Source organism: Streptomyces sp. DSM 120436 (genome assembly GCF_055778765.1).
On record NZ_JBSKBS010000002.1, the window covers coordinates 1,251,780 to 1,274,220 of the forward strand.

General features: G+C 73.3%; 24 protein-coding genes and 1 tRNA gene. 13 read left to right on the forward strand and 12 right to left on the reverse strand.

Going from position 1 to position 22,441, the window contains the following annotated elements:
* Positions 1 to 12: 12 nt before the first annotated feature.
* Together ACWH4W_RS27700 and ACWH4W_RS27705 are read right to left on the reverse strand one after the other, a co-directional pair.
* A complete protein-coding gene (locus ACWH4W_RS27700; RefSeq protein WP_473078546.1) occupies positions 13 to 801 on the reverse strand; it encodes a ferritin-like domain-containing protein in 789 nt (262 codons plus the stop codon).
* A 355-nt stretch (positions 802 to 1,156) separates the two neighbouring features.
* Complete coding sequence (locus tag ACWH4W_RS27705; RefSeq protein WP_473078547.1) at positions 1,157 to 2,212, reverse strand: LLM class F420-dependent oxidoreductase; 1,056 nt, start codon at positions 2,210 to 2,212, stop codon at positions 1,157 to 1,159.
* A gap of 186 nt (positions 2,213 to 2,398) precedes the next feature.
* Here ACWH4W_RS27705 and ACWH4W_RS27710 point away from each other — a divergent pair, with 186 nt between their 5' ends.
* Together ACWH4W_RS27710 and ACWH4W_RS27715 are read left to right on the forward strand one after the other, a co-directional pair.
* Positions 2,399 to 3,385 carry an aldo/keto reductase gene (locus ACWH4W_RS27710; protein WP_473078548.1) on the forward strand — a complete coding sequence of 329 codons (987 nt, stop codon included), beginning with the start codon at positions 2,399 to 2,401 and terminating at the stop codon, positions 3,383 to 3,385.
* Positions 3,382 to 5,415: a helix-hairpin-helix domain-containing protein gene (locus tag ACWH4W_RS27715; RefSeq protein WP_473078549.1), complete on the forward strand. Its 2,034-nt coding sequence runs from the start codon at positions 3,382 to 3,384 to the stop codon at positions 5,413 to 5,415. Before ACWH4W_RS27710 ends, ACWH4W_RS27715 begins: the two co-directional genes overlap by 4 nt.
* A gap of 568 nt (positions 5,416 to 5,983) precedes the next feature.
* Here ACWH4W_RS27715 and ACWH4W_RS27720 read toward each other — a convergent pair.
* Positions 5,984 to 6,664, reverse strand: coding sequence for a hypothetical protein (locus ACWH4W_RS27720; RefSeq protein WP_473078550.1), 681 nt, complete (start codon positions 6,662 to 6,664; stop codon positions 5,984 to 5,986).
* Positions 6,665 to 6,711: 47 nt separating this feature from the next.
* On the opposite strand from ACWH4W_RS27720, the gene ACWH4W_RS27725 reads away from it, so the two are divergent.
* Positions 6,712 to 6,900 (forward strand): DUF5703 family protein, encoded by a 189-nt coding sequence (locus tag ACWH4W_RS27725; protein WP_387796655.1) that lies wholly within the window; start codon positions 6,712 to 6,714, stop codon positions 6,898 to 6,900.
* Between the two features lie 77 nt (positions 6,901 to 6,977).
* Here ACWH4W_RS27725 and ACWH4W_RS27730 read toward each other — a convergent pair whose 3' ends face one another.
* The 3 genes from ACWH4W_RS27730 to ACWH4W_RS27740 all read right to left on the reverse strand — a co-directional run bounded on the left by ACWH4W_RS27730 (position 6,978) and on the right by ACWH4W_RS27740 (position 9,550).
* A complete protein-coding gene (locus ACWH4W_RS27730) occupies positions 6,978 to 7,694 on the reverse strand; it encodes a chaplin (protein ID WP_473078551.1) in 717 nt (238 codons plus the stop codon).
* 164 nt (positions 7,695 to 7,858) lie between these two features.
* Entirely contained in the window at positions 7,859 to 8,092 is a 234-nt protein-coding gene (chpH, locus tag ACWH4W_RS27735; RefSeq protein ID WP_106414974.1) for a chaplin ChpH, read from the reverse strand.
* A gap of 132 nt (positions 8,093 to 8,224) precedes the next feature.
* Positions 8,225 to 9,550: a M20/M25/M40 family metallo-hydrolase gene (locus ACWH4W_RS27740; protein WP_473078552.1), complete on the reverse strand. Its 1,326-nt coding sequence runs from the start codon at positions 9,548 to 9,550 to the stop codon at positions 8,225 to 8,227.
* Positions 9,551 to 9,747: 197 nt separating this feature from the next.
* On the opposite strand from ACWH4W_RS27740, the gene ACWH4W_RS27745 reads away from it, so the two are divergent.
* Positions 9,748 to 9,832 (forward strand) — tRNA-Leu (locus tag ACWH4W_RS27745).
* A 65-nt stretch (positions 9,833 to 9,897) separates the two neighbouring features.
* The gene (locus tag ACWH4W_RS27750) at positions 9,898 to 10,275 is read left to right on the forward strand and encodes a YchJ family protein (protein WP_473078553.1); all 378 of its coding nucleotides are present in this window, start codon (positions 9,898 to 9,900) and stop codon (positions 10,273 to 10,275) included.
* A 19-nt stretch (positions 10,276 to 10,294) separates the two neighbouring features.
* Here the strand turns inward: ACWH4W_RS27750 and ACWH4W_RS27755 are convergent, their stop codons facing one another.
* A complete protein-coding gene (locus tag ACWH4W_RS27755) occupies positions 10,295 to 10,696 on the reverse strand; it encodes a RidA family protein (RefSeq protein WP_473078554.1) in 402 nt (133 codons plus the stop codon).
* Positions 10,697 to 10,799: 103 nt separating this feature from the next.
* Between ACWH4W_RS27755 and ACWH4W_RS27760 the strand changes: the two genes are divergently transcribed.
* Complete coding sequence (locus tag ACWH4W_RS27760; RefSeq protein WP_473078555.1) at positions 10,800 to 11,183, forward strand: winged helix-turn-helix transcriptional regulator; 384 nt, start codon at positions 10,800 to 10,802, stop codon at positions 11,181 to 11,183.
* A gap of 19 nt (positions 11,184 to 11,202) precedes the next feature.
* Here ACWH4W_RS27760 and ACWH4W_RS27765 read toward each other — a convergent pair whose 3' ends face one another.
* A complete protein-coding gene (locus ACWH4W_RS27765) occupies positions 11,203 to 11,904 on the reverse strand; it encodes a FadR/GntR family transcriptional regulator (protein ID WP_473078556.1) in 702 nt (233 codons plus the stop codon).
* Positions 11,905 to 12,048: 144 nt separating this feature from the next.
* On the opposite strand from ACWH4W_RS27765, the gene ACWH4W_RS27770 reads away from it, so the two are divergent.
* Together ACWH4W_RS27770 and ACWH4W_RS27775 are read left to right on the forward strand one after the other, a co-directional pair.
* The gene (locus ACWH4W_RS27770; protein WP_473078557.1) at positions 12,049 to 12,567 is read left to right on the forward strand and encodes a gluconokinase; all 519 of its coding nucleotides are present in this window, start codon (positions 12,049 to 12,051) and stop codon (positions 12,565 to 12,567) included.
* A gap of 69 nt (positions 12,568 to 12,636) precedes the next feature.
* Positions 12,637 to 14,034, forward strand: coding sequence for a GntP family permease (locus tag ACWH4W_RS27775; protein ID WP_473078558.1), 1,398 nt, complete (start codon positions 12,637 to 12,639; stop codon positions 14,032 to 14,034).
* Positions 14,035 to 14,110: 76 nt separating this feature from the next.
* Here the strand turns inward: ACWH4W_RS27775 and ACWH4W_RS27780 are convergent, their stop codons facing one another.
* Both ACWH4W_RS27780 and ACWH4W_RS27785 read right to left on the reverse strand, forming a co-directional pair.
* Positions 14,111 to 15,652: an APC family permease gene (locus ACWH4W_RS27780; RefSeq protein ID WP_473078559.1), complete on the reverse strand. Its 1,542-nt coding sequence runs from the start codon at positions 15,650 to 15,652 to the stop codon at positions 14,111 to 14,113.
* Between the two features lie 42 nt (positions 15,653 to 15,694).
* The gene (locus ACWH4W_RS27785) at positions 15,695 to 16,645 is read right to left on the reverse strand and encodes a hypothetical protein (RefSeq protein WP_473078560.1); all 951 of its coding nucleotides are present in this window, start codon (positions 16,643 to 16,645) and stop codon (positions 15,695 to 15,697) included.
* 276 nt (positions 16,646 to 16,921) lie between these two features.
* Here ACWH4W_RS27785 and ACWH4W_RS27790 point away from each other — a divergent pair, with 276 nt between their 5' ends.
* Genes ACWH4W_RS27790 through ACWH4W_RS27800 form a run of 3 tightly spaced genes read left to right on the forward strand, consistent with a single transcriptional unit; the run spans position 16,922 to position 18,206 of the window.
* Complete coding sequence (locus tag ACWH4W_RS27790; RefSeq protein ID WP_473078561.1) at positions 16,922 to 17,461, forward strand: NUDIX domain-containing protein; 540 nt, start codon at positions 16,922 to 16,924, stop codon at positions 17,459 to 17,461.
* 17 nt (positions 17,462 to 17,478) lie between these two features.
* Positions 17,479 to 17,871, forward strand: coding sequence for a YidH family protein (locus ACWH4W_RS27795; protein WP_473079278.1), 393 nt, complete (start codon positions 17,479 to 17,481; stop codon positions 17,869 to 17,871).
* A gap of 44 nt (positions 17,872 to 17,915) precedes the next feature.
* On the forward strand, positions 17,916 to 18,206 hold the full coding sequence (locus tag ACWH4W_RS27800) for a DUF202 domain-containing protein (protein WP_473078562.1): 291 nt from the start codon (positions 17,916 to 17,918) through the stop codon (positions 18,204 to 18,206).
* Positions 18,207 to 18,255: 49 nt separating this feature from the next.
* On the opposite strand, the gene ACWH4W_RS27805 is transcribed toward ACWH4W_RS27800, so the two are convergent.
* The gene (locus tag ACWH4W_RS27805; protein WP_473078563.1) at positions 18,256 to 19,194 is read right to left on the reverse strand and encodes an NADP-dependent oxidoreductase; all 939 of its coding nucleotides are present in this window, start codon (positions 19,192 to 19,194) and stop codon (positions 18,256 to 18,258) included.
* A gap of 196 nt (positions 19,195 to 19,390) precedes the next feature.
* On the opposite strand from ACWH4W_RS27805, the gene ACWH4W_RS27810 reads away from it, so the two are divergent.
* Positions 19,391 to 20,413, forward strand: coding sequence for a phosphotransferase family protein (locus ACWH4W_RS27810; RefSeq protein WP_473078564.1), 1,023 nt, complete (start codon positions 19,391 to 19,393; stop codon positions 20,411 to 20,413).
* Between the two features lie 6 nt (positions 20,414 to 20,419).
* Positions 20,420 to 21,634, forward strand: a complete 1,215-nt coding sequence (locus tag ACWH4W_RS27815; protein WP_473078565.1) for an acyl-CoA dehydrogenase family protein — start codon at positions 20,420 to 20,422, stop codon at positions 21,632 to 21,634.
* Positions 21,635 to 21,677: 43 nt separating this feature from the next.
* Here ACWH4W_RS27815 and ACWH4W_RS27820 read toward each other — a convergent pair whose 3' ends face one another.
* Complete coding sequence (locus tag ACWH4W_RS27820; RefSeq protein WP_473078566.1) at positions 21,678 to 22,271, reverse strand: TetR/AcrR family transcriptional regulator; 594 nt, start codon at positions 22,269 to 22,271, stop codon at positions 21,678 to 21,680.
* Between the last annotated feature and the right edge of the window lie 170 nt (positions 22,272 to 22,441).

Sequence of the window (22,441 nt, forward strand, 5' to 3'; positions counted from 1 at the left end):
CCGGCGGGGCGGTCAGGCCGCCTCGGGTTCCGGGGCCGCGGGGCCGCCCAGCGCGTCGCGCCGCTCGGGCATCCGCAGCGAGACCATCCGGCGCCAGCCGCCGAGGCGTTCGTACAGATGGACGGCGTGGATGCCGGCCGCGAGGAGCGCCGCCTTGGGCCTCGGCCAGCCGAGGATGCGGCCCATGTGGGCCATCACGGCGAGGCTGACGTCGCGGTGGACGCGGATCTCGGCGAGCGCGCACGCGCGCAGGGCGCGCTGGATGGCGCGGCCGTGTCCGGCGTGGGCGAGGCGCAGCAGTTCCTCGTGGCAGTAGGCGAGGTGGTTGTTCTCGTCCTCGGAGATCATCTTCACCGCGCGGCCCAGGTCGGGGTGGTCGGCGAAGTGCTTGCGCAGCAGCTCCATCTGCTCGGAGGCGCGCTGCTCGGTGACCCGGCTGTGGGCGAGGTAGGTGACGATGTCCTGGACGGTGAGCGGCTCGTCGCGCCTGAGCCTGTCGTGGGCCAGGCCGATGCCGTTGCGCTCCAGCAGCATCGTGTAGTCGGTCTCCGGGGGCACCGGGACGGGCTCCAGGCCGCGCTTCCTCAGCAGGGCGTCGAAGATCCGGCCGTGCTTGTCCTCGTCGGCGCCGTGGCGGGTGATCCTGGGGGCGAGGTCGCGCTGGGCGCCGGGCACGAGCGCCGCGATGCGGGCGTTCTCCCAGCCGCCCTGGGACTCCCCGCTCGCGGCGATCGAGCAGAACAGCGCGAAGGACTCGTCGTGGTCGAGGATCTCCTGGAACAGGCTCTTCGCCGACAGCATGGGGTCCACCTCTCCGCGGCGTCCGCCGTAGCGCGGTCCGCATGTCGACAGTTCGCAGAGAAGGAGTCAAGTGCGGCGGTGGGGGCGCGGCAACAGGTGGGGCGGACGACTCCGCCGATCGGCGTACGCGCCGGGCGGCGGGAGGGCGGGGGCGGACGCGCGGCGAGGCGGGCGGTCCGGGGCACGAGGACGCGTAACCCCCGGGAGCCGGGGGGCGTTGTCGTGGGTGACGGCCGCGGCGGGGTCGGCCCCCGAGCCCCCACCACGGCCGCGAGCCCCCACCACGGCCCCGAGCCCCCACCACGGCCGCGGGCCCCGGCCGCCGCCGCGGGGGACGCGGCGGCGGCCGGACGGGTCAGGCCAGGCCCGCGCGCTCCAGGGCCTCGACGCCGGCGCGCAGCGAGGCCAGCCGCTCGTCGAGGGTGAAGCCGGCCGGGGCGAGGGTGAGGGTGGTGACCCCGGCGGCCGCGTAGGCCTTCATGCGGTCGGCGATGCGGTCGACCGAGCCGAGCAGGGTGGTGCTGTCGATCAGGTCGTGCGGGACGGCGGCGGCCGCGCCCTGCTTGTCGCCGGACAGGTACAGGTCCTGGATCTCGGCGGCCTCCCGCTCGTAGCCCATCCGCCGGGCGAGCTGGTTGTAGAAGTTCTGCTTGCGGCTGCCCATGCCGCCGACGTACAGCGCCGTGTAGGGGCGGAAGGTGTCGGCGAGGGCGGCGACGTCCTTGTCGTCGCCCACGGCGAGCGGGACGGTCGGGCAGATGTCGAAGCCCTCGAGGGTCTTGCCGGCCTTCTCGCGGCCCGCGCGCAGATGGCGGACGGCGGTCTCCTCCAGGTGGTCGGCGGAGGGGAAGATCAGCAGGGCGCCGTCGGCGATCTCACCGGTCTGCTCGAGGTTCTTCGGGCCGATCGCGGCGATGTACAGCGGGATGTGCTCGCGCTGCGGGTGCACGGTGAGCTTGAGGGGCTTGCCCGGGCCGCCGGGGAGGGGCAGGGTCCAGTGCTCGCCCTCGAAGGACAGGCGCTCGCGGGTCATCGCCTTGCGGATGATCCCGACGTACTCGCGGGTGCGGGCGAGCGGCTTGTCGAACTTGACGCCGTACCAGCCCTCGGAGACCTGGGGGCCGGAGACGCCCAGGCCCAGGCGGAAGCGGCCCTCGGACAGCGAGTCGAGGGTGGCCGCGGTCATCGCGGTCATGGCCGGCTGGCGGGCCGGGATCTGGAAGATGGCGGATCCGACGTCGATGCGCTCGGTGCGGGCGGCGACATAGGCGAGGACGGTGGCGGCGTCGGAGCCGTAGGCCTCGGCGGCCCAGCAGACCGCGTATCCGAGGCGGTCCGCCTCCTGGGCCACGGCGAGGTTGTCCGCGTCCATTCCGGCGCCCCAGTAGCCGAGGTTGATCCCTAGCTGCATGGCCGTCTCCCCTTACCGATCAGTAACGTGACTTGCGCAGACCTTATACCTCCGCGCCCGCGAGGGAGGGGCGCGCGGGGCCCGCGACACGGGTCCGGCGGGCCGCCGGCGCCGTCGCGCGACGCCCGGAGAACGGTCGTCCACAGGCCCCCACGCGCACGGCTCCGGCCAGTAATCTCGGCGTTCATGGAGCAGAGGCATCTCGGCCGTACCGGCCTGCGCGTGTCCCGGATCGGGCTCGGGACCCTCACCTGGGGCCGTGACACCGACGAGCACGACGCGGCGGAGCTCTTGAAGACGTTCTGGAACGCGGGCGGCACGCTGGTCGACACGGCGGACGTGTACGGCGACGGGGAGGCCGAGTACCTGCTCGGACGGCTGATGGACGGGCTGGTGCCGCGCCGGGACCTGGTGATCTCGACGAAGGCCGGCAGCGTGCCCGACCCGGACCGCCGGTTCGACGGCTCACGCGGCCATCTGCTGTCCGCCCTGGACGCCTCCCTGGCCCGCCTCGGTACCGACCACGTGGACGTGTGGCACGTCCACGCCTACGACCCGGCCACGCCGCTGGAGGAGACGCTCCAGGCGCTGGACATCGCTGTCACCAGCGGCCGGGCGCGGTACGCGGGCGTGTCCAACTTCTGCGGCTGGCAGCTCGCCAAGGCCGCGACCTGGCAGCTCGCCGCGCCGGGCGCCCGCACCCGGCTGGCGAGCACCCAGATGGAGTACTCGTTGCTGCAGCGCGGGGTGGAGCGGGAGGTGCTGCCCGCCGCGATCGACCTCGGGATCGGCATGCTGCCGTCCTCCCCGCTCGGGCGGGGCGTCCTCACCGGCAAGTACCGCGGGGACGCCACCCCGGCGGGATCGCGCGGCGCCTCGGAGCATCTCGCGCCGTTCGTCGCCCCGTACCTGGACGACACGGCGAGCCGGATCGTGGACGCGGTGACGACCGCGGCGGACGGGCTGGCGGTGACCGCGCTCCAGGTGGCGCTGGCCTGGGTCCGCGACCGGCCCGGGGTGACCGCGCCGGTCGTCGGCGCGCGCACGGCGCAGCAGCTCACGGCGGCCTTGTCAGTGGAGGCGCTTAGTCTTCCTGACGAGATCTGCCGGGCGCTCGACGACGTGTCGGCTCCCGTGCACCGCTATCCCGATCACGACTGGAGCACGCTGTGAGCACGCCCGAGACCCCTGAGGAGCCGAGGAGCGCGGACGACGGCACGCCCGCCGAGGGCGCGCAGGTGTCCGAGGCCGAGGCGGAGCTGGCCGCGCAGCGTCTGGAGCGGGAGCGGATCGAGCGGCGCAAGGCGGAGCGGCAGGGCCCGGTCGAGGCGGGTGCCAAGCTGAGCGGCACGGCGGCCGAACTGCTCGCCGCCGTGCGGGCCGTGGAGAGCGGCGAGAGGCCGCCGGCCACCGTGTCCGAGGAGGTGCGGCCCGCCCCGCGGCGCCCCGCGCCCGAGCCGGTGCGGCGGGCCCCGGTGGTCCCCGAGGGGCCGACCGCGCCCGCCGAGGGCACCGTGGGCGAGGTGCGGGAGGTGCTGACGCGGGGTGGTGCGCCCGCCGCGCTCGCCGCGCCGGCCGCCGCGGCCCTGGGCGAGGACGCGGCGCGCGTGCTGCGGGAGGACCCCTGGCAGCTCCTGCGCGTGCCGGGCGTACGGCCCGAGCAGGCGGACGGGTTCGCCCGCGCGCTGCTCGGCGGGGGGGCCGGGCCGGACGACGAGCGGCGGGGACGCGCGGTCACCGTCTGGCTGCTGGAGCAGGCCGCGACGGCCGGGCACACGGTGCTGGAGATGGCCGCGCTGACCGAGGCGCTGGGCCGCCAGGGCGTGCCCGCCCCCGAGGACGCGGTGCAGGGCGCCCTCGCCGAGGGGGACGTCCTCGTGTTCCAGGACGCCCTCGGTGAGGCCGGCGAGGACGGCGAGCAGCCGGTCCGTGTCCTGGTCGGGCTGGAGCGCTGCGCCCTGGCCGAGGAGAGCCTCGCCGACGGACTGGCCCGGCTGGTCAACGCGGCGCCCGAGCAGGACGGGACGGCCGAGGAGTGGGAGCGGGCGGCCGCCGCGGCGGAGGGCTCGGCGGGCGACCTGATCCGGGCGACCGCACGGCACGGACTGGTGCTGCACACCGGTGGGGAGGCCGCGCTGGCCGAGCCGGCGGCGCTGCTGGACGCGGCGCACGGCATGGGGCTGCGCGCATGGGCCGCCGCGCACAGCCCCGTCGGGCGCGAGCGGTTCGCGGCGCGCGTCGACGGCCCGGGGGTCGCCACGGTCGCCGGGCTGCTGTCCGGCGCCGAGGGCCCGGAACGGGACGCGGAGGGCGCGCTGGCCGTGGACCTGCTGGTGGTGCTGGACGCGCCGCAGCTGGACGTGGAGGCCGCCGCGCTGCTCACGGAGTCGCTGCCGGACGGGGCGCGGCTGGTGCTGTCCGGCGACCCCGGGGTGCTCTGGTCGGTCGGCCCCGGGAGGGTCTTCGCGGACCTGCTGGCGGTGCGGGCCTGCCCGCAGGTCGCCTCCCGACGGCCGGATCCGGGGCCGCTGGGCGAGCTGGTCTCGGGGATCGGCGCCGGCGAGCTGCTCCAGGTGGAGGCCCCCGGCAAGGAGGTCGTCATCGTGCCCGTGCGGGACGCGGGCGAGGCGGTGCACCGGACCGTGCAGCTGGTGGTGGACTCGGTGCCGCGCGCCATCGGGGTGCCCGCCGGACAGACGCAGGTGATCACCCCGGGCCACGGTGGCACGGTCGGCACACGCGTGCTCAACGCGGCGCTGAAGGAGCGGCTGAATCCGGGCCCGGGCCGCTTCGCGGGCTTCGACCCCGGCGACCGGGTGGCGTACTCCCCCGCCCCGGGGCACACCCTGCCGGGCCGCGTACTCGGAGCGGACGGCGAGGGCCTCCGCCTGGACTGCGCGGGCGAGACGGTCGTCGTGCCTCGGGACCGCGTGGAGCAGTCGGTCCGGCACGGCTGGGCGCTGACCGCGCACCAGGCGGTGGGCTGCCGCTGGCCGGCGGCGGTCGTGGTCCTCCCCGGCGACGCGGTCCCCGCCCTGAGCCGCCCCTGGGTCTACACGGCCTTCAGCCGCGCCGACCGCCACCTGTCGGTGGTCCACGGAGTGGACCAGGCCCTCCCGCGAGCGGTCGCCGAGATCCCGGCGAAGCCGCGCACGACCCGGCTGCCGGTGCTGTTGGCACCGCAGGTGCCCGCGGGGGGTTGAGCGAAGGGCAGGGCCTCACATCGAGGCGCTCTTGAGCCGCACCCGGTGCTGTCGGCACCGCAGCCGTCTGCTGCGGTCGGCTGACGCGGTGGCCCGCAGCCGGAAGGCGACGGTGCGGGCAGCCGGTGAGCGGTGAGCGGTGGCTGAAGGAACTCCGCGAGCGCCGCACGAAGGCTGCCGGTTCGCCGGCGGCGCGGCTCCGCGGCCGGCTGAGAGGGACGTCGTGCTGCCCGTCGCATCCGTGCCCGCGCTGAAGGGCGCTGGTCGGCACGACGTGCGGTCTCGCCGACCAGCACCTGTCGGCGGAGCAGGCACTGGCCCACGTGGTGGCCGAAGGGGCGGCGAAGCCGCGCATTCCGGCGTCCGCTGCCGCTGGTGGTGCAGGTGCATGCGGCGAACCGCCGGCCGGGCCACGTCCAAGGGCTGCACGGCGTGCCGTGGGCGTCGCCGCGCGTGGCGTGCCTCTGACGGGGACGCCCGGTGTCGCGGTGACCGCGGTGGGGCGCCGCTGGGGCCGCGTGCGACGGCGGCGGCACCCAGGGAAGGTGTCGCCGCCGTCGCCGTGAGGTCAGCGGTCCGCGTCCAGCGGCTCCAGGTCCTCGTCCGCGTGGGGGTCCAGGACGACCTCCAGGTCGTCGTCCTCGTCGTCCCCGTCGTCGTCGAAGACGGCGCTGACGTCGAAGCGGCACACCACGGCCTCGGGATCCACCTGCTCGAAGGGCGCCTCGAGCCACTCACCGGGGTCCGGGATCTCGTCCGATGCCGTCACCCAGAGCGTGGAGTCGCCCTCCTCCAGACCGAACTCCTTGTGCCGGGAGGCGATCTCGTCCGGCTCGTACTCGCCGAACAACAGGCCCAGCGCGCCGTGGACGGTGCTGGAAACCTCCGGACTCTCGTCGTCCGCCTCTTCGATCCGCTGGGCGTGCGTGAGCAGCCGCTGCGGCTCGACGACGGCGTAGTCACGGCGGATCAGCACGCTGAGGGCGTTCGGTTCCTCGGGTCCGGCGTACGGCGGCAGGGCCTCCTCGGAACCGGGAATCTCGAAGGGGGTGACCTCGTCGTAGCGGTCGTAGAGCAGTTCGTCGTACGTCTCCGCGGCCGCGGCCAACTGGTTGAAGGCCTCGTAGACGGCCGGGTCGTCGTCCCCGGACCGGCCCTCGACCGCGGCCAGGTGGCGGTCGAGGGCGGTCTTCACCGCCTCGGCGGCGGCGCGTACCTCGGCAGCAGTGGGCTGCGCAGCATCAGACATAGTGCAGACGCTATCCGTACCGGGGCCCGGCCCGCACAATAGATGCGATGCCGGAATACGAATTTGTCGACGTGTACGTGCCTCGCGGGGTCTCCCGTAAGGAGACGGCGCGTCTGCTGACGGACCATGCCGAGTACGGTCACTGGGAGTTGCACCGCCTGACGCTGATGCGTGACGGCAGCCGCAGAGTGCGGCTGCGGCGGCGGATCATCCGCCAGGTGCGCGCCACCTGGTGAGCCGGTCGCGCCCGACCCGAGTCAACAGGCGGAGCGGACCCCGCGTCGGTCGCGGGGTCCGCTCCGTGTGTCCGAGATCACGCCGCGGCGCGTGCCCTGCGGTACAGGATGCCGCCGGCGAGCAGCGCACCGGCGCCGGCCGGCAGCACCAGGCCCAGCGGCAGCTCGCTGCCGGTCTCGGCGAGCTCCCCTTCGGCCTGCGGGCCGGAGTGGGGGCCCGGCTGGTTGCCGGTGGACGGGGTGTCCGGGGTGACGGGCGTGTCCGGCGTGCCGGGCTCGCCCGGATTCCCCGGCTCATCGGGGGTACCGGGCCGGCCCGGGGTGCCGGGCTCACCCGGGTCGCCGGGGTTCCCCGGCCCCCCGCCGTCGCCCTCCGTGGTGGCGCAGCCGTTGCCGGCCGCCCCGTTGCCCACGCCGATGACGTCGACGCTGTTGCCGCAGACGTTCACCGGCACGTGCACCGGCGCCTCCACGACGTTGCCGGAGGCCACGCCGGGCGAGTCGCTCGCCTTGCCGTGGGCGTGCGCGCCGCCGTGGTGGCCGGAGCCTCCCTCGTTGACGCAGGCGTTGCCGACCGCCGGGTTGAGGATCCCGACGACGTTGACCGTGTTGCCGCACGCGTTGACCGGCACGTGCACCGGGGCCTGCACGACGTTGCCGGAGAGCACGCCCGGCGAGCCCTTGGCTCCGCCCGTCGCCCCGGAGTCGGCGTGGGCGGCGGCCCCGCCCGCGGCGGCGAGCACGCCGGTGGCGGCGGCCATGGTCATCAAGCCCTTGCGGGTGACCTGTCGCATTGCTGAATTCCCTGTCCTCGGACCTGCTGCCGGGAGGCGGCGCCCGCCGCGTCCCGGATTCTCGACGAATGAGGAACCGGTCGGCCCCGGAGCGCATGGCGCGCGCTCCGGGGCCGACGGGCTCGAGCCCTCAGCGGGCGTTGCCTAGAGGGCGAGACACGACATCACGCGTTGACGCAGGTGTTGCCGAAGGCGGGGTTCAGCAGCCCGATCACGGAGATCGTGTTGCCGCAGACGTTCACGGGGACGTGAACCGGCACCTGCACGACGTTGCCGGACGCGACGCCCGGGGAGTGCACGGCGGCACCCTGGGCGCCCGAGTCGGCGGCGGCCATGCCCGCGCCCGCGAGAACCAGACCACCCGTGGCGGCCGCGACGGCGACGACCTTCTTCAGCATGTATTCCTCCTTGTTGGCAAGGTGATCCAAAGTCGCGGATCACATCACGGGTAACGAGGAGGAAGTAATGAGGCTACGAGCTTATGGTCGCATTCACCCTTCCCGGTCAATTCCGCACATCTGCCCGATTCTTCAGGACGCGTCCAGGAACCGGTCGAGCACGCGGACGCCGAACGTGAGACCGTCCACCGGCACCCGCTCGTCGACGCCGTGGAACATGCCCGCGAAGTCCAGCTCCGGGGGCAGCCTGAGCGGCGCGAAGCCGAAGCAGCGGATGCCGAGGTCGTCGAAGGACTTGGCGTCGGTGCCGCCGGAGAGCATGTAGGGCACGGCGCGCGCGATCGGGTCCTCGGCGGCGAGCGCGGTCTGCATGGCGTCGACGAGCCGGCCGTCGAAGCCGGTCTCCAGCGCCTTGTCGGCGTGCACGTCCTCACGCCGCACGCGCGGGCCGAGGATGCGGTCCAGGTCGGCGAGGAACTCCTCCTCGTAGCCGGGCAGGAAGCGGCCGTCGACGTGCGCGGTGGCCTGGCCGGGGATGACGTTGACCTTGTAGCCGGCGCCGAGCTGGGTGGGGGCCGCCGAGTTGCGCAGCGTGGTGCCGATCATGCGGGCGATGCCGCCGAGCTTGGCGAGGGTCTCGTCCATGTTCTCCGGGTCGAGCTCGGTGCCGAGCGCGTCGGAGAGCTCGTCCAGGAAGGCGCGGACGGTCTTGGTGACCCTGACCGGCCACGTGTGGCGGCCGAGGCGGGCGACGGCCTCGCACAGCTCGGTGATGGCGTTGTCGTCGTTGGTCATCGAGCCGTGCCCGGCGGTGCCGTCGACGGTGAGCCGCATCCAGTGCATGCCCTTCTCGGCGGTCTCCACGAGGTAGAGGCGCAGCTTCTCGTTGACGGTGAAGGAGAAGCCGCCGACCTCACCGATCGCCTCGGTGACGCCCTCGAACAGCTCGGGGTGCCGGTGCACCAGGTGCTTGGCGCCGTACGTGCCGCCGGCCTCCTCGTCGGCGAGGAAGGCGAGGACGACGTCCCGCGGGGGCTTGCGGCCGCTGCGCATGCGCTCGCGGACGACCGCCAGGGTCATGGCGTCCATGTCCTTCATGTCGACGGCCCCGCGTCCCCAGACGCAGCCGTCGGCGATCTCGCCGGAGAACGGGTGGTGGGTCCAGTCGTCGGCGTTGGCGGGCACGACGTCGGTGTGGCCGTGGATGAGCAGGGCGGGCCGCGACGGGTCCTCGCCCTCGATCCGGGCGATGGTGGAGGCGCGTCCGGGGTGGGACTCGAAGATCCGCGGTTCCAGGCCGACTTCGGCGAGCTTCTCGGCGACGTACTCGGCCGCCTTGCGCTCGCCGGGGCCCGAGTGGTCGCCGTAGTTGCTGGTGTCGATCCGGATCAGCTCGCGGCAGAGGTCCACGACCTCGTCCTCACCGGTGACGCCCTTGGCCGGGTCCGTCTCGCTCACGTGCTACCTCCCGCTGCTGGTGTTCCCGCTGGTGGGTTCCCCCTCATCCTCCCTCCCCGGGGGGCCGGCCCCAAGCCCCAGCCCGGTCCGTCGCACGCCGTTCCCGCGACGGCGCGGCGGGGGTGATCGGTCACCCCGGAACACCTGGTAATGTTTATGTCGTCGCCGCGGGGGGAAACCCGCGCGACAGACACCTTGTCCGGGTGGCGGAATGGCAGACGCGCTAGCTTGAGGTGCTAGTGCCCTTTATCGGGCGTGGGGGTTCAAGTCCCCCCTCGGACACTTGGAACGCGAGGGCCGCGACCGCGAGGTCGCGGCCCTCGGGCGTTGTCACGGAAGGTACCCCCATGACGTCTCCCACGCCCTGTCCCTGCGGCCTCCCCGAGGCCTTCGAGGCGTGCTGCGGCCGCTACCACTCGGGCTCCGCCGCCGCGCCCACCGCCGAGCGGCTGATGCGGTCGCGGTACGCGGCGTTCGTCCTGCGGGACGGGGCGTACCTGCTGCGGACCTGGCACCCGCGGACCCGGCCGGCCCGGCTCGACCTCGATCCGGCGATGCGGTGGACCGGTCTGGAGATCCTGGCCGCGGAGGACGGCTCCGCCTTCCACTCCACCGGCACGGTGACCTTCCGCGCCTCCTACCAGGGCGGCTCCCTGCACGAACGCAGCCGCTTCGAGCGGCTCGACGGCGCCTGGGTGTACGTCGACGGGGACTTCCTGGGCTGAGGGCCGGCAGGGGGCCGGCTCAGGCGGGCAGGCGGGTGTCGGCGACGAAGGCGATCTCCACGAGCTGGCCCGGCAGCGTCAGTTCGGTGACGCCGAGCACCGTGGCGGCCGGGCGGTGGTCGCCGAAGTACGCCAGGTTCGCCTCGGCCGTCGCCGCGGCGCGGCGTCCGAGGTCCACCACGTAGAGGGTCTGCGAGACGATCTGGTTGCGGGTCACCCCGTAGTGGGCGAGCACCCGGTCCATGTTCGCGTGGGTCCGCCGCAGCTGGGCGGCGAAGTCGCCGGGGTGCGGGAAGCCGCCCGTCTCGTCGAACGCGAGCTGTCCGGAGACGTGGATCAGGTCGCCCGACCGGATCGCCTGCGCGTACCCGAAGCCGCTCTCGGCCGGGATCCCGTAGGCGAAGACATCACTGGTGGCCATGGTGGGGCCGCCTTTCCTGGTTGGTCTCTTGTGGTTCCTCGGTAACCGTAGGAGAGTGAGCTTCGACCTGGAAGAACGCACTTTTCAGTAACCGAGGAACCTGATGGTGACCAAGCGTGTGCTCGCGGGACTGCCGGAGGACGCCGATCTGCGGCGCGCGGACTCCCTGGCGCGGGAGATCTTCTCGGACGTCGCCAACAAGTGGGCGCTGCTGATCATCGAGGCGCTCGGCGAGGGCACTCTGCGGTTCAGCGAGCTGCGGGACGAGGTGGAGGGCGTGAGCCACAAGATGCTCACCCAGAACCTGCGCATGCTGGAGCGCAACGGCCTGGTCGAGCGGACGGCGCATCCCACCGTGCCGCCGCGGGTCGAGTACGCCCTCACCGGTCCGGGCCGGGCCCTGCGCACCGCGGTCGACGCGATCTGCGGCTGGACGCACGAGCACCTGGGACACATCGAGCGGGCGCGGGAGCGCTTCGGCGGCTGAGGGACGGCCGGCGGGCGGGTCAGGGCGCCAGGATGTCCAGTTCCTGGAGGGCGCCCTCGGTGATCTCGCGGGTGAGTCTCTCCGCGCGGGCCGCGTCGCGGGCGCGGACGGCCTCGGCGAGCTGGACGTGGAGGGTGACGGCGGCCGGGTCGGGATCCTCGAACATCACGTCGTGGTGGGTGCGCCCGGCCAGCACCTCGGCGACGACGTCGCCGAGTCGGGCGAACATCTCGTTGCCGGAGGCGGTCAGGATCACGCGGTGGAACGCCACGTCGTGGAAGAGGTAGCCCTCCAGCTTGTGGCCGCGCGAGTGGGCGACCATCCCGAGGGCGCACTCGGTGAGTTCGGCGCACTGCTCGGCCGTGGCGTTGCGCGCGGCCAGGCCCGCCGCGACCGGTTCGATCGCGGAGCGCAGCACGGTGAGGGAGCGCAGTTGGCGGGGGCGGTCGGCGCCGGCCAGGCGCCAGCGGATGACCTGCGGGTCGTAGACGTTCCACTCGCGGGACGGCAGGACGGTGACGCCGACGCGGCGCCGGGACTCCACCAGGCGCATGGACTCCAGGACCCGGACCACCTCGCGCATCACGGAGCGCGACACGTCGAAACGCTGGGCGAGCTCGTCGGTGCGCAGGACACTGCCGGGCGGGTACTCGCCCGCCGTGATCTCGGGGCCGAGGGTGTCCAGTACGCGGCCGTACAGCCCCCGGCCCGTGGTGCTCATGCACTCAGAGTACGGGGCGCATCACTCCGATAAAAAGTCAGATTTATTCGTCACAGACTCTTGAAGTCGTCTTACTTATGAGTTTCAGTTGCCGTCGACATCATCGGCAAGGTGTCGACGAGGACATCAGACAGTGAGGCAGCGATGAACACCCCCCGTGTGCTCGTGGTCATGGGCGTCGCCGGAACGGGCAAGACCACCATCGGTCCCCTGCTCGCGGCCCGCCTCGGCGTTCCGTACGCCGAGGGCGACGACTTCCACCCGCAGAGCAACATCGCCAAGATGTCGGCCGGCACCCCGCTCACCGACGACGACCGGTGGCCCTGGCTGGACGCCATCGGCGACTGGGCTCAGGGGCGCGCGGGTCTGGGCGGCGTGGTGAGCTGCTCGGCGCTGAAGCGGTCGTACCGCGACCGGCTGCGGGCCGCCGCGCCCGGCGTGGTCTTCGTGCACCTCGCCGGCGACCGCGCGCTCGTCGAGGACCGGATGTCGCAGCGGCAGGGGCACTTCATGCCCACGGCGCTGCTCGACTCCCAGTTCGCCACGCTCCAGCCGCTGGAGCCGGACGAGGCCGGGGTCGCCGTGGACGTGACGGGCAGCCCCGAGGAGATCACCGAACGGGCGGCCGCCGCCCTGACGTCGCTCTCCGAGCCCACCCCGTAGGTCCCCCACCGGCTCCTGTCCCCCTGGGGCCGCCCTCCCTCCCCCACCCCCGTACTCCCTAGGATCCCCGTGACCAGACTCAGCGTAGAGATGCTGGCAGCGGACGCACCCGAGCCGATCACCTCGGCCGGCCACGCTCAGCTGGGCATCGCCGTCCTGGCCGGCATAGCCGTCATCGTCCTGCTCATCACCAAGTTCAAGCTGCACGCCTTCCTGTCGCTGACCATCGGGTCACTGGCGCTCGGCGCCTTCGCCGGGGCGCCGCTGGACGAGGTCATCACCAGCTTCAGCTCCGGGCTCGGCTCCACCGTCGCCGGTGTGGGCGTCCTGATCGCCCTCGGCGCGATCCTCGGCAAGATGCTCGCCGACTCCGGCGGCGCCGACCAGATCGTCGACACCATCCTCGCGAGGGCCAAGGGCCGCACCATGCCGTGGGCGATGGTGCTGATCGCCTCGGTCATCGGGCTGCCGCTGTTCTTCGAGGTCGGCGTGGTGCTGCTGATCCCGGTGGTGCTGATGGTCGCCAAGCGCGGCAACTACTCGCTCATGCGCATCGGCATCCCGGCGCTCGCCGGTCTGTCCGTGATGCACGGTCTGGTCCCGCCGCACCCCGGCCCGCTGGTCGCCATCGACGCCGTCGGCGCCAACCTGGGCGTGACGCTGGCCCTCGGCGTGCTCATCGCCGTCCCGACCGTGGTGATCGCCGGCCCGGTGTTCTCCAGGTACGCCGCCCGCTGGGTGGACGTCCCGGCCCCCGAGCGGATGATCCCGCAGCGTCCCTCCGAGGACCTGGAGCGGCGCCCCGGCTTCGGCGCGACGCTGGCCACGATCCTGCTGCCGGTCGTGCTGATGCTGGCCAAGGCGCTGGTCGACATCGTGATCGACGACCCCGAGCACGACGTGCAGCGCGTCTTCGACGTGATCGGCTCCCCGCTGATCGCGCTGCTCGCGGCCGTGCTGGTCGGCATCTTCACGCTCGGCGTGCCCGCCGGCTTCAGCCGGGAGCGGATCTCCTCCCTGGTGGAGAAGAGCCTGGCGCCGATCGCGGGCATCCTGCTGATCGTCGGCGCGGGCGGCGGCTTCAAGCAGACCCTGATCGACACCGGTGTGGGCCGGATGATCCTGGACATCTCCGAGGACTGGTCGATCCCGGCGCTGCTGCTGGCCTGGCTGATCGCGGTGGCGATCCGGCTGGCGACGGGCTCGGCGACCGTGGCGACCGTCTCGGCGGCCGGTCTGGTCGCGCCGCTCGCGGCCGACATGTCGACGACGCACGCCGCACTGCTGGTGCTGGCCATCGGCGCCGGTTCGCTGTTCTTCAGCCACGTCAACGACGCCGGCTTCTGGCTGGTGAAGGAGTACTTCGGGCTGAACGTCGGTCAGACGATCAAGACCTGGTCGATCATGGAGACGATCATCTCGGTGGTCGCGGGGGCGCTGGTGCTCCTGCTGTCCCTGATCATCTAGCCGGGCCCGGCCCCACGGAGGCCCGTCCGCGCCCTCGCAGGAGGGACGGACGGGCCTTTGCCGTGCCGTGCGCGGCCTACGGGGTGCGCTCGGCCTCCTTCTCCAGTTGGAACGCCTCGTTGCCCAGGCCGATGCGGGCGTGGGCCTCGGGGGCGCGGGCGCGCAGGATCGCGCCCTGGACCAGCCCGACGACGAGGGCGAGTCCGATGACGCCGGGCAGGATCCAGCGCAGGGCGGAGTCGGGGCCGGCCCCGACCAGCACGTCGAAGTCCTTGACCGTGTAGCCGGCGATCACCACGAGGGCGAGTCCGGCCACCGCCGAGGTGAGCAGGCGCCAGGCCTGCGCGCCCGCGGCGCCGCGCCGTACGAAGAAGACCACGACGGACAGCGAGGCGATGGCCATCAGGACGATGACGCCGAGCGCGCCGATGTTGCCGCCCCAGGTGAACAGGCGCAGCACGGGCGCGGTCGGGTCGCCGGCCGGTTTGTCGTCGGTGAGCGCGAAGGCCAGCACCAGCACGACGGCGATGCCGGTCTGCAGCAGGGAGCCGGTGCCGGGGGCGCCGCTGGCGCCCGTGGTGCGGCCGAAGGCGGCGGGCAGCAGGCCCTCGCGGCCCATGGCGAAGGCGTACCGGGCGACGACGTTGTGGAAGCTGAGCATGGCCGCGAACATGCCGGTCACGAACAGCACGTGCAGGACGTCCGTGAAGGTGGAGCCGAGACGGTCCTCGGTGAGGAAGAACAGCAGGCCCGCGCTCTGCTCCTGCGAGGTGGGGACGATCGAGGCGGGGCCGGTGGCCACGGTGAGCGCCCAGCTGCTGAGGGCGAAGAAGACGGCGACGCCGGTGACGGCGAGGAACATCACGCGCGGCACCAGCACGTGCGGCCTGCTGGTCTCCTCCGCGTACACCGGCGCCTGCTCGAAGCCGAGGAAGGCCGCGATGCAGAAGCACAGGGCGGTGCCGACGCCGGCGCCGGTCAGGGTCTCCGGGTTGAAGGCGTGCAGCGACAGGCCCTCGTCGCCGGGGTCGGCGACGGCGGCGATGTCGAAGACGACGACCAGCAGCACCTCGATGAGCAGCAGGACGCCGAGCACCTTCGCGTTGACGTCGATCTTCAGCAGGCCCAGCACGCCCACGGCGACGGCGGCGGCGAGCGCCGGTATCCACCAGGCGACCTCGAGGTCGGCGTAGGTGGCGAGGAGGCCGGAGACCTCGAAGCCGAAGATGCCGTAGATGCCGACCTGGAGGGAGTTGTAGGCGACGAGCGCGACCAGGGCGGCGCCCGCGCCGGCGGTTCCGCCGAGTCCGCGGGAGATGTACGCGTAGAAGGCGCCCGCGTTGTGCACGTGCCGGCTCATCTCGGCGTAGCCGAGGCTGAACAGCACCAGTACGGTGCCGAGGAGCACGAAGAGCAGCGGCTGGCCGACGATGCCCATCACCGCGAATGTGGTGGGCATGACACCCGCGACGACCATGAGCGGGGCGGTCGCGGCCAGCACGGAGAGCAGCAGGCCTCCCGTGCCGAGGCGGTCGGCCCGCAGGGCGCGATCCTGCCCCTTGAAGGTGCTGATCCCGTCGGCCGGGGCTCTGTTGGCGCTCGAACTGTCCGTCGTCATCTCGAGACCGTCCTTGGTCGGTGGTGGGTGCGGGGGGGAGGATCAGGCCGTGCCCAGGGCGGCGGCGCGGGCGGTACGGAAGGCGGTGAGCCCGTCCCGGTCGGGATAGGACCAGGGGGCGGGCGTGGCGTGGTCGCCGATGCGGTGGAACAGCGCGGCGGCCTCGGCTCCCCGGCCCTCGCAGACCTTGGCGTGGGCGAGGAAGTTCAGATCGACCAGTCGGCGGGGGTGGTCCTCGTGCTCCCACTCCAGCCACCAGTCGAAGGCCGCCTTCATCACCTGCCGGGCGCGCCGTCCGACCCAGTGGCCGGAGGCGACCGGGTCGGCGGGTTCGTGCCCGGCGGCGGCGAGGGAGCGGTAGCGCTCGGCGTGCGCGATGACCGGCAGGATGGCCAGCGGCGAGTCGGCGGGGGCCTGTTCGGCGGCCCAGTTGGCGAAGTCGTACACCTCGTGCAGCGGGTCCGGGCCCGCCTCGACGCGGCGCTCCGCGAGCCAGCCGACGACCAGGTGGTGGGCGTGGTGGTGGTCGGCGTAGCGGGTGCGGACCTGCTCGAAGACGCGGATCACGTCGCCCTCCGCGCCCAGGGAGCACTCCAGCATCAGTGACCCGAGCCAGGGTGTCGGGTCGTGGGGCACCAGTTCGGCGGCCGTGCGGCAGGCCTCGCGGACCCGGGCCGGCTTCTCCTTGCCGCGCAGGGCGCGCCGCACCGCGGCCAGCGCCAGGAGCACGCTCGCGTCACCGGAGTCGGGCTCGGCGAGCAGCCACTCGCGGGCCCACGCGGCGCAGTACGGCTCCCTCGCGAGCACCGTGATCCGGTGCCCGCGGCGGTCCCAGTCCTCCCCCGTCCTGACCAGCAGCGAGCGGGTGCTCTGCCATCGTCCCTGTGCCAGTGCGGCCCGCGCGGCGACGAGTTCGGCGTCGTCGAGGGCCTCGTCGAAGGCCTGTGCCGCTCGTCTGCGGGCACGGCCGAGGGGAGGCGGGGGTGGGGACACCGCGGAACTTCCTCACGCGCATCTCTTGTCAACGGCTCACGGCGGGTGGTCGGTGGCAGTGGTCGGCTGCCGAGTGCCATGAGCTGATCACGGACAGCAAATCGTCAGCCAACCGATCACGTCAAGGGCATTCGAGGTGTTACACGCGTCAACTGCGTTCACAACTGGGCAACTTGTGGCCTCGTAGGGCGGTGGAGGGCGGTGTGCGTGCCGTAGCCCTCCGGGTGCCGGAGAGGCGCGTTTGGCCGGCGGGACGAGCCGGGGTTTCATGACGGTATGAACGAGAGCGGCAGGAGCGCCGACGAGGTCCTCGACGTCGTCGACGAGAACGACCGGGTGATCGGGCGGGCCCCGCGCGGCGAGGTGTACGCACGGGGGCTGCGCCACCGCTGCGTCTTCGTCCTGGCGCGGGACGCGGAGGGCCGGATCTTCGTCCACCGGCGCACGCCGGTGAAGCTCGTCTTCCCGTCGCTGTACGACATGTTCGTCGGCGGGGTGGTCGGCGCGGGCGAGGCGTACGACGAGGCGGCCCTGCGGGAGGCCGAGGAGGAACTGGGGGTGAGCGGCCTGCCGCGCCCCTCGCACCTGTTCACCTTCCTGTACGACGACGGCGCGGACCGGACCTGGTGGTCGGCGGTGTACGAGGTGCGCTGCGAGCTGCCGGTGCGGCCGCAGGCCGAGGAGGTGGCCTGGCACGCCTTCCTGACGGAGGAGGAGGTGGGGCGGCGGCTCGGGGAGTGGGAGTGGGTGCCGGACGGACTCGCGGCGTACGAGCGGCTGCGGGCGTACCGGGCGGGGATCACCGGCCGGGCGTGACCGGTAGGGTCACCCAGGTGATCGACTTCGTGCGGAACGTCCGGTTGTGGTTCGCCCCCACCGAGGTGCGGGAGGACGGGCAGACGCCCGACTACCGCTTCTCGCTGGCGAACGAGCGGACGTTCCTCGCCTGGCTGCGGACCGCTCTCGCGCTGATCGGCGGCGGGTTCGCGGTGGACCAGTTCCTGCCCGATCTGCGGTGGGGGTGGCGGGTCGGGCTGGCCCTGGCGCTGCTGGCGGCCGGTGCGCTGTGCGCGCTGCGGGCGGTCAACCACTGGGTGCGGTGCGAGCGGGCGATGCGGCGGGGGGAGGACCTGCCGGTGTCGCGGTTCCCGGCGCTGCTGAGCGTGGTGGTGGCCGGGGTGGCCGCCGTGATGGTCGTGGTGGTGCTGGTGGGGTGGGAGGCGTGAGGCCCGGGGGACCGTCGCGGGCGCGGGGCGAGCGGGATCCGGGGTTGCAGCCCGAGCGGACCCGGCTGGCGTGGCGGCGGACGACCTTGGCCGGCACGGTGGCGGCCGTGCTGGCGGGGAAGGCCGGGCTGACGGGCGGGGCGTCGGCGGGGGTGCTGGCGGCGGGGGTCGTGTGCTGCGCGGGGTGGGCCGGGGTGTTGCTGGTCGCCCACCGCCGGATCCGGGGGCTGGCGGCGGGCGGGGAGCCCGAGCGGCTGGCGCCTCGGTACGCCGCGGGGGCCGTGGTGTGCGTGCTGGTGACGGTGGGGGGCGGGGTGGGGGTGGTGCTGGGGTGAGGTTCTCCTCCCCCAGCACCACCCCGTTCCGGCCCTCCGGACCTCGTCCTCAGGCGCCGGACGGACCGACGGTGATCACGACCTTGCCGCGGATGTGGCCCTCCTCGCTGCGGCGGTGGGCGTCCGCCGTCCTGTCGAGGGGGAAGGTCTCCTCGACGTGGACGGCGAGGACGCCCTGGTCGGCCAGGTCGGAGAGGGTGCGCAGGTCCGTGGGGTCGGGGCGGACGAACCAGTAGGCGCCGCCGTAGTCGGTCACGCCGGGATCGACGACCGACGCCAGGCGGCCCTCCGGGACCAGGAGGTTCGCGGAGACCCTGAGGGTGTCTCCGCCGACCGTGTCGACGACGGCGTCCACGCCTTCGGGCGCGAGGCCGCGGACGCGTTCGGCCAGGCCCTCGCCGTAGCTCACCGGCTCGGCGCCCAGTGCCCGGACGAAGTCGTGGTTGCGTTCGCTCGCGGTGCCGATGACCCGGGCGCCGAGGTGGGCGGCGAGCTGGACGGCGACGGAGCCGACCCCGCCGGCCGCCGCGTGCACCAGCACGGTCTCGCCCCGCCGCACGCCGAGGACGCGGTGCAGCACCTGGTACGCGGTGAGTCCGGCGAGGGGGATGCCGGCCGCCTGCTCGAAGGTGAGGCTGCGCGGCTTGGGCGCGAGGGCGCGTACGGGGGCGGCCACGTACTCGGCACAGGTGCCGAAGGAGAGGACGTCCTCGCGGACGTAGCCGATCACCTCGTCGCCCTCGGCGAACTCGGGGACCGCAGGCCCCGGCCGGACGACCACGCCCGCGAGGTCCCAGCCGGGGATCACCGGGAAGACGGCCGGGAGGATCGCGTCGAGGTGACCCTGGCGGGCCTTCCAGTCGACCGGGTTGACCGACACCGCCCGGACCTGGACGAGCACCGAGTCGGGGCCGAGCTTGGGTTCGTCGGCCTCGCCGTACTCGAGGACCTCGGGGCCGCCGTACCGCGCGTAGCTGATCGCCTTCATGCGTCGACCCTCCGGGATCGGCCCGCGTCCCGCAAGCCGAACGGTCCGGCGGACGCCGTTCGCGCCGTCGGCGGGGCCGACGGCCCCGGGGCGCTCCCCTATCGTGGACCCGATCACGTTTCGCTCCCGGTCTGGACGGCATACCGACCGGTCGGCATCATGGGCGGGTACTGTCCGTCTGCCCACAGGAGCGACGATGAGCCCCGACCACCCGCCAGGACTGGATCTCGACCGGCTGCGTGAGCTGCTCGAACGTGAGCGGCCCGGGCTGCTCGGCGGCCCGCTCTCCGGCGGGCTGATCGAGGGCGGCAGGTCGAACCTCACCTACACGGTCACCGACGGCGCGGCGACCTGGGTGGTGCGGCGCCCGCCGCTCGGCCATGTCCTGGCCACCGCGCACGACATGAAGCGCGAGCACCGGGTGATCAGCGCGCTGCACCCGACCGAGGTGCCGGTGCCGCGTCCGGTGCTGCTGTGCGAGGACGAGGAGGTGCTCGGCGCGCCGTTCTACGTCATGGAGTACGTCGAGGGCACCCCGTACCGCACGGCCGAGCAGCTCGCGCCCCTGGGCCCCGAACGCACCCGCGAGGCCGTGCTGAACCTGGTGGACACGCTGGTCGACCTGCACGCCGTCGACCCCGCCGGGGCCGGGCTCGCGGACTTCGGCCGCCCCGAGGGCTTCCTGGACCGGCAGCTGCGGCGCTGGGGCAAGCAGTTGGACGCCTCCCGCAGCCGGGAGCTGGCCGGCGTCGACGAGCTGCACGCCGCGCTCGGCCGTGAGCTGCCCGTCTCCCCCGCGCCGACGGTGGTGCACGGCGACTACCGCCTCGACAACGTGCTGATCAGCGACGACGAGTCGGTCCGCGCCGTCCTGGACTGGGAGATGTCCACGCTGGGCGACCCGCTGACGGACCTCGGGCTGCTGGTGATGTACAGCAGCCCGCTGGGGATGCCGGACTCCCCCGTCTCCACCACCGCGGAGGCCCCCGGCCATCCGACGCCGGCCGAGCTGATCGAGCGGTACGCCGCGCGGTCGGGCCGCGACGTGTCGGCGGTGTCCTGGTACACGGCGTTCGCCTGGTTCAAGCTCGCCGTGATCCTGGAGGGCATCCACTACCGGTACACGCTGGGCCAGACGGTCGGGGCCGGGTTCGACCGCATCGGCGCTCTGGTCCCGGTCTTCATCGAGCACGGTCTGACCACCCTCCAGGAAGGCTGACAAGACATGGACTTCGCGTTCGACGCGCGCACCGAGGAGCTGCGTGCCCGGCTCCTCGCCTTCATGGACGAGCACGTGTACCCCGCCGAGCGGGTCGTGGACGAGCAGCGTGAGCGGCTGTCCTCGCCGTGGGAGAGCCCGCCGGTGGTGGAGGAGCTGAAGGCGGAGGCGCGCAGGCAGGGCCTGTGGAACCTGTTCCTGCCCGACGCCGAGTACGGCGCGGGACTCACCAACCTGCAGTACGCCCCGCTCGCCGAGATCACCGGCCGGTCCCCGCAGCTCGCCCCGACCGCCACCAACTGCGCCGCGCCCGACACCGGGAACATGGAGGTGCTGGCGCAGTTCGGCGACGAGCGGCAGAAGAAGCAGTGGCTGGAGCCGCTGCTCGCGGGCGAGATCCGGTCGGCGTTCGCGATGACCGAGCCGGACGTGGCCTCCTCGGACGCCACCAACATCACCACCCGCATCCGGCGGGAGGGCGACGAGTACGTCGTCTCCGGCCGCAAGTGGTACATCTCCGGGGCGATGCACCCGGACTGCAGGATCTTCATCGTGATGGGCAAGACCGACCCGGACGGGCCGGACATCCGCCGCCAGCAGTCCATGGTCCTGGTCCCGCGCGACACCCCGGGCGTCACCGTGCGGCGGGCGATGCGGGTCTTCGGCTACGAGGACCACTACCACGGCGGCCACGCCGAGGTGGTCTTCGACGAGGCGCGCGTGCCGGTGTCGAACCTGATCGGTGAGGAGGGCGGCGGGTTCGCCATCGCCCAGGCCCGGCTCGGTCCGGGCCGGATCCACCACTGCATGCGGCTGATCGGCATGGCCGAACGGGCCATCGAGCTGATGTGCCGGCGGGCGGTGTCCCGGGACGCCTTCGGCAAGGCGCTCGCCCAGCAGGGCGTGGTGCAGAACTGGATCGCGGACGCGCGGGTCGCGGTCGAGCAGCTGCGGCTGCTGGTGCTGAAGACCGCCTGGATGATGGACACCGTCGGCAACCGCGGCGCCCACACCGAGATCCAGGCCATCAAGATCGCCACACCGCGCACGGTCGTCGGCATCCTCGACCGGGCGATCCAGCTCTACGGCGCGGGCGGGGTGAGCCAGGACTTCCCGCTGGCCGAGCTGTACGCGGCCGCCCGCACGCTGATGATCGCGGACGGTCCGGACGAGGTGCACCAGCGGTCGCTGGCCCGCCGGGAGATCAAGAAGTACCTGTAGGCGGGGACCGGCTCGTCGGGTGGGCCCGGCGAGCCGGTGGCCGCTACGGGCGCAGGGCGCGCAGCAGGAGGTCGGCGAGGTGGTCGGCGACCTCCTGGGGGCTGAGCGGTCCGTCGGGGCGGTACCAGGTGGACAGGTGGTGCACCGAGCCGAAGTGGTAGTCGACGACCAGGTCGGCCGGGGTCGCCGTGGAGAAGACCCCCTCGCGCTGGCCCTCCTCGATCAGCGCGCGGAACCGCTCGTGGTAGCGGCGGCGCTCGGCGCGGACCTGCTTGTTCTTCTCCGCACCGAGGTGGTGCATGGAGCGGAAGAAGATCGACGCGTCGTCGAGGTTCTCGATGGTGGTGACGACGACGTCCGCCGCCGCGCCGCGCAGTCGTTTCTCGACGGGCTCGTCGGCGTCGGCGAACCGGTCCAGGCGCTCCTGCTGGAGGCGCAGCACGCGCGCGTACACCTCGTGCAGCAGGTCGTCCTTGGACCCGAAGTAGTGGTACAGCGCCCCCTTGGTGACGCCGGCCGCCTCGACGATCTCCTGCACCGAGGTGCGGTCGTACCCCTGCTCGGCGAAGAGCCGGGTGGCGGCGGCCAGCAGCCGCTGCGGCACGGGGGTCCCGTCACCGTCCGTCGTTCTGGGCACTGCCGCCACCCGCCTTTCCGTGTCGCTGTCGGTCGTCGTGCGTCGTGCGTCGTGCGTCGGGGAACGCCGTCCCCGCCGGAGGATCTTCCCACTTCGCGGCCCCTTCTCCGCGGGCGCCACCTCCCCGCACAGTTTCTCCTCCGGTGCGGTGGAGGGTGCGGGCGGGTCCG

Excerpts from the sequence above, each read along its gene's own strand:
- ACWH4W_RS27700 (WP_473078546.1), bottom strand. The coding sequence starts at position 801 with ATGCTGTCGGCGAAGAGCCTGTTCCAGGAGATCCTCGACCACGACGAG.
- ACWH4W_RS27705 (WP_473078547.1), bottom strand. The coding sequence starts at position 2,212 with ATGCAGCTAGGGATCAACCTCGGCTACTGGGGCGCCGGAATGGACGCG.
- ACWH4W_RS27710 (WP_473078548.1), top strand. The coding sequence starts at position 2,399 with ATGGAGCAGAGGCATCTCGGCCGTACCGGCCTGCGCGTGTCCCGGATC.
- ACWH4W_RS27720 (WP_473078550.1), bottom strand. The coding sequence starts at position 6,664 with ATGTCTGATGCTGCGCAGCCCACTGCTGCCGAGGTACGCGCCGCCGCC.
- ACWH4W_RS27725 (WP_387796655.1), top strand. The coding sequence starts at position 6,712 with ATGCCGGAATACGAATTTGTCGACGTGTACGTGCCTCGCGGGGTCTCC.
- ACWH4W_RS27730 (WP_473078551.1), bottom strand. The coding sequence starts at position 7,694 with ATGCGACAGGTCACCCGCAAGGGCTTGATGACCATGGCCGCCGCCACC.
- chpH (WP_106414974.1), bottom strand. The coding sequence starts at position 8,092 with ATGCTGAAGAAGGTCGTCGCCGTCGCGGCCGCCACGGGTGGTCTGGTT.
- ACWH4W_RS27750 (WP_473078553.1), top strand. The coding sequence starts at position 9,898 with ATGACGTCTCCCACGCCCTGTCCCTGCGGCCTCCCCGAGGCCTTCGAG.
- ACWH4W_RS27755 (WP_473078554.1), bottom strand. The coding sequence starts at position 10,696 with ATGGCCACCAGTGATGTCTTCGCCTACGGGATCCCGGCCGAGAGCGGC.
- ACWH4W_RS27760 (WP_473078555.1), top strand. The coding sequence starts at position 10,800 with ATGGTGACCAAGCGTGTGCTCGCGGGACTGCCGGAGGACGCCGATCTG.
- ACWH4W_RS27765 (WP_473078556.1), bottom strand. The coding sequence starts at position 11,904 with ATGAGCACCACGGGCCGGGGGCTGTACGGCCGCGTACTGGACACCCTC.
- ACWH4W_RS27770 (WP_473078557.1), top strand. The coding sequence starts at position 12,049 with ATGAACACCCCCCGTGTGCTCGTGGTCATGGGCGTCGCCGGAACGGGC.
- ACWH4W_RS27780 (WP_473078559.1), bottom strand. The coding sequence starts at position 15,652 with ATGACGACGGACAGTTCGAGCGCCAACAGAGCCCCGGCCGACGGGATC.
- ACWH4W_RS27790 (WP_473078561.1), top strand. The coding sequence starts at position 16,922 with ATGAACGAGAGCGGCAGGAGCGCCGACGAGGTCCTCGACGTCGTCGAC.
- ACWH4W_RS27805 (WP_473078563.1), bottom strand. The coding sequence starts at position 19,194 with ATGAAGGCGATCAGCTACGCGCGGTACGGCGGCCCCGAGGTCCTCGAG.
- ACWH4W_RS27810 (WP_473078564.1), top strand. The coding sequence starts at position 19,391 with ATGAGCCCCGACCACCCGCCAGGACTGGATCTCGACCGGCTGCGTGAG.
- ACWH4W_RS27815 (WP_473078565.1), top strand. The coding sequence starts at position 20,420 with ATGGACTTCGCGTTCGACGCGCGCACCGAGGAGCTGCGTGCCCGGCTC.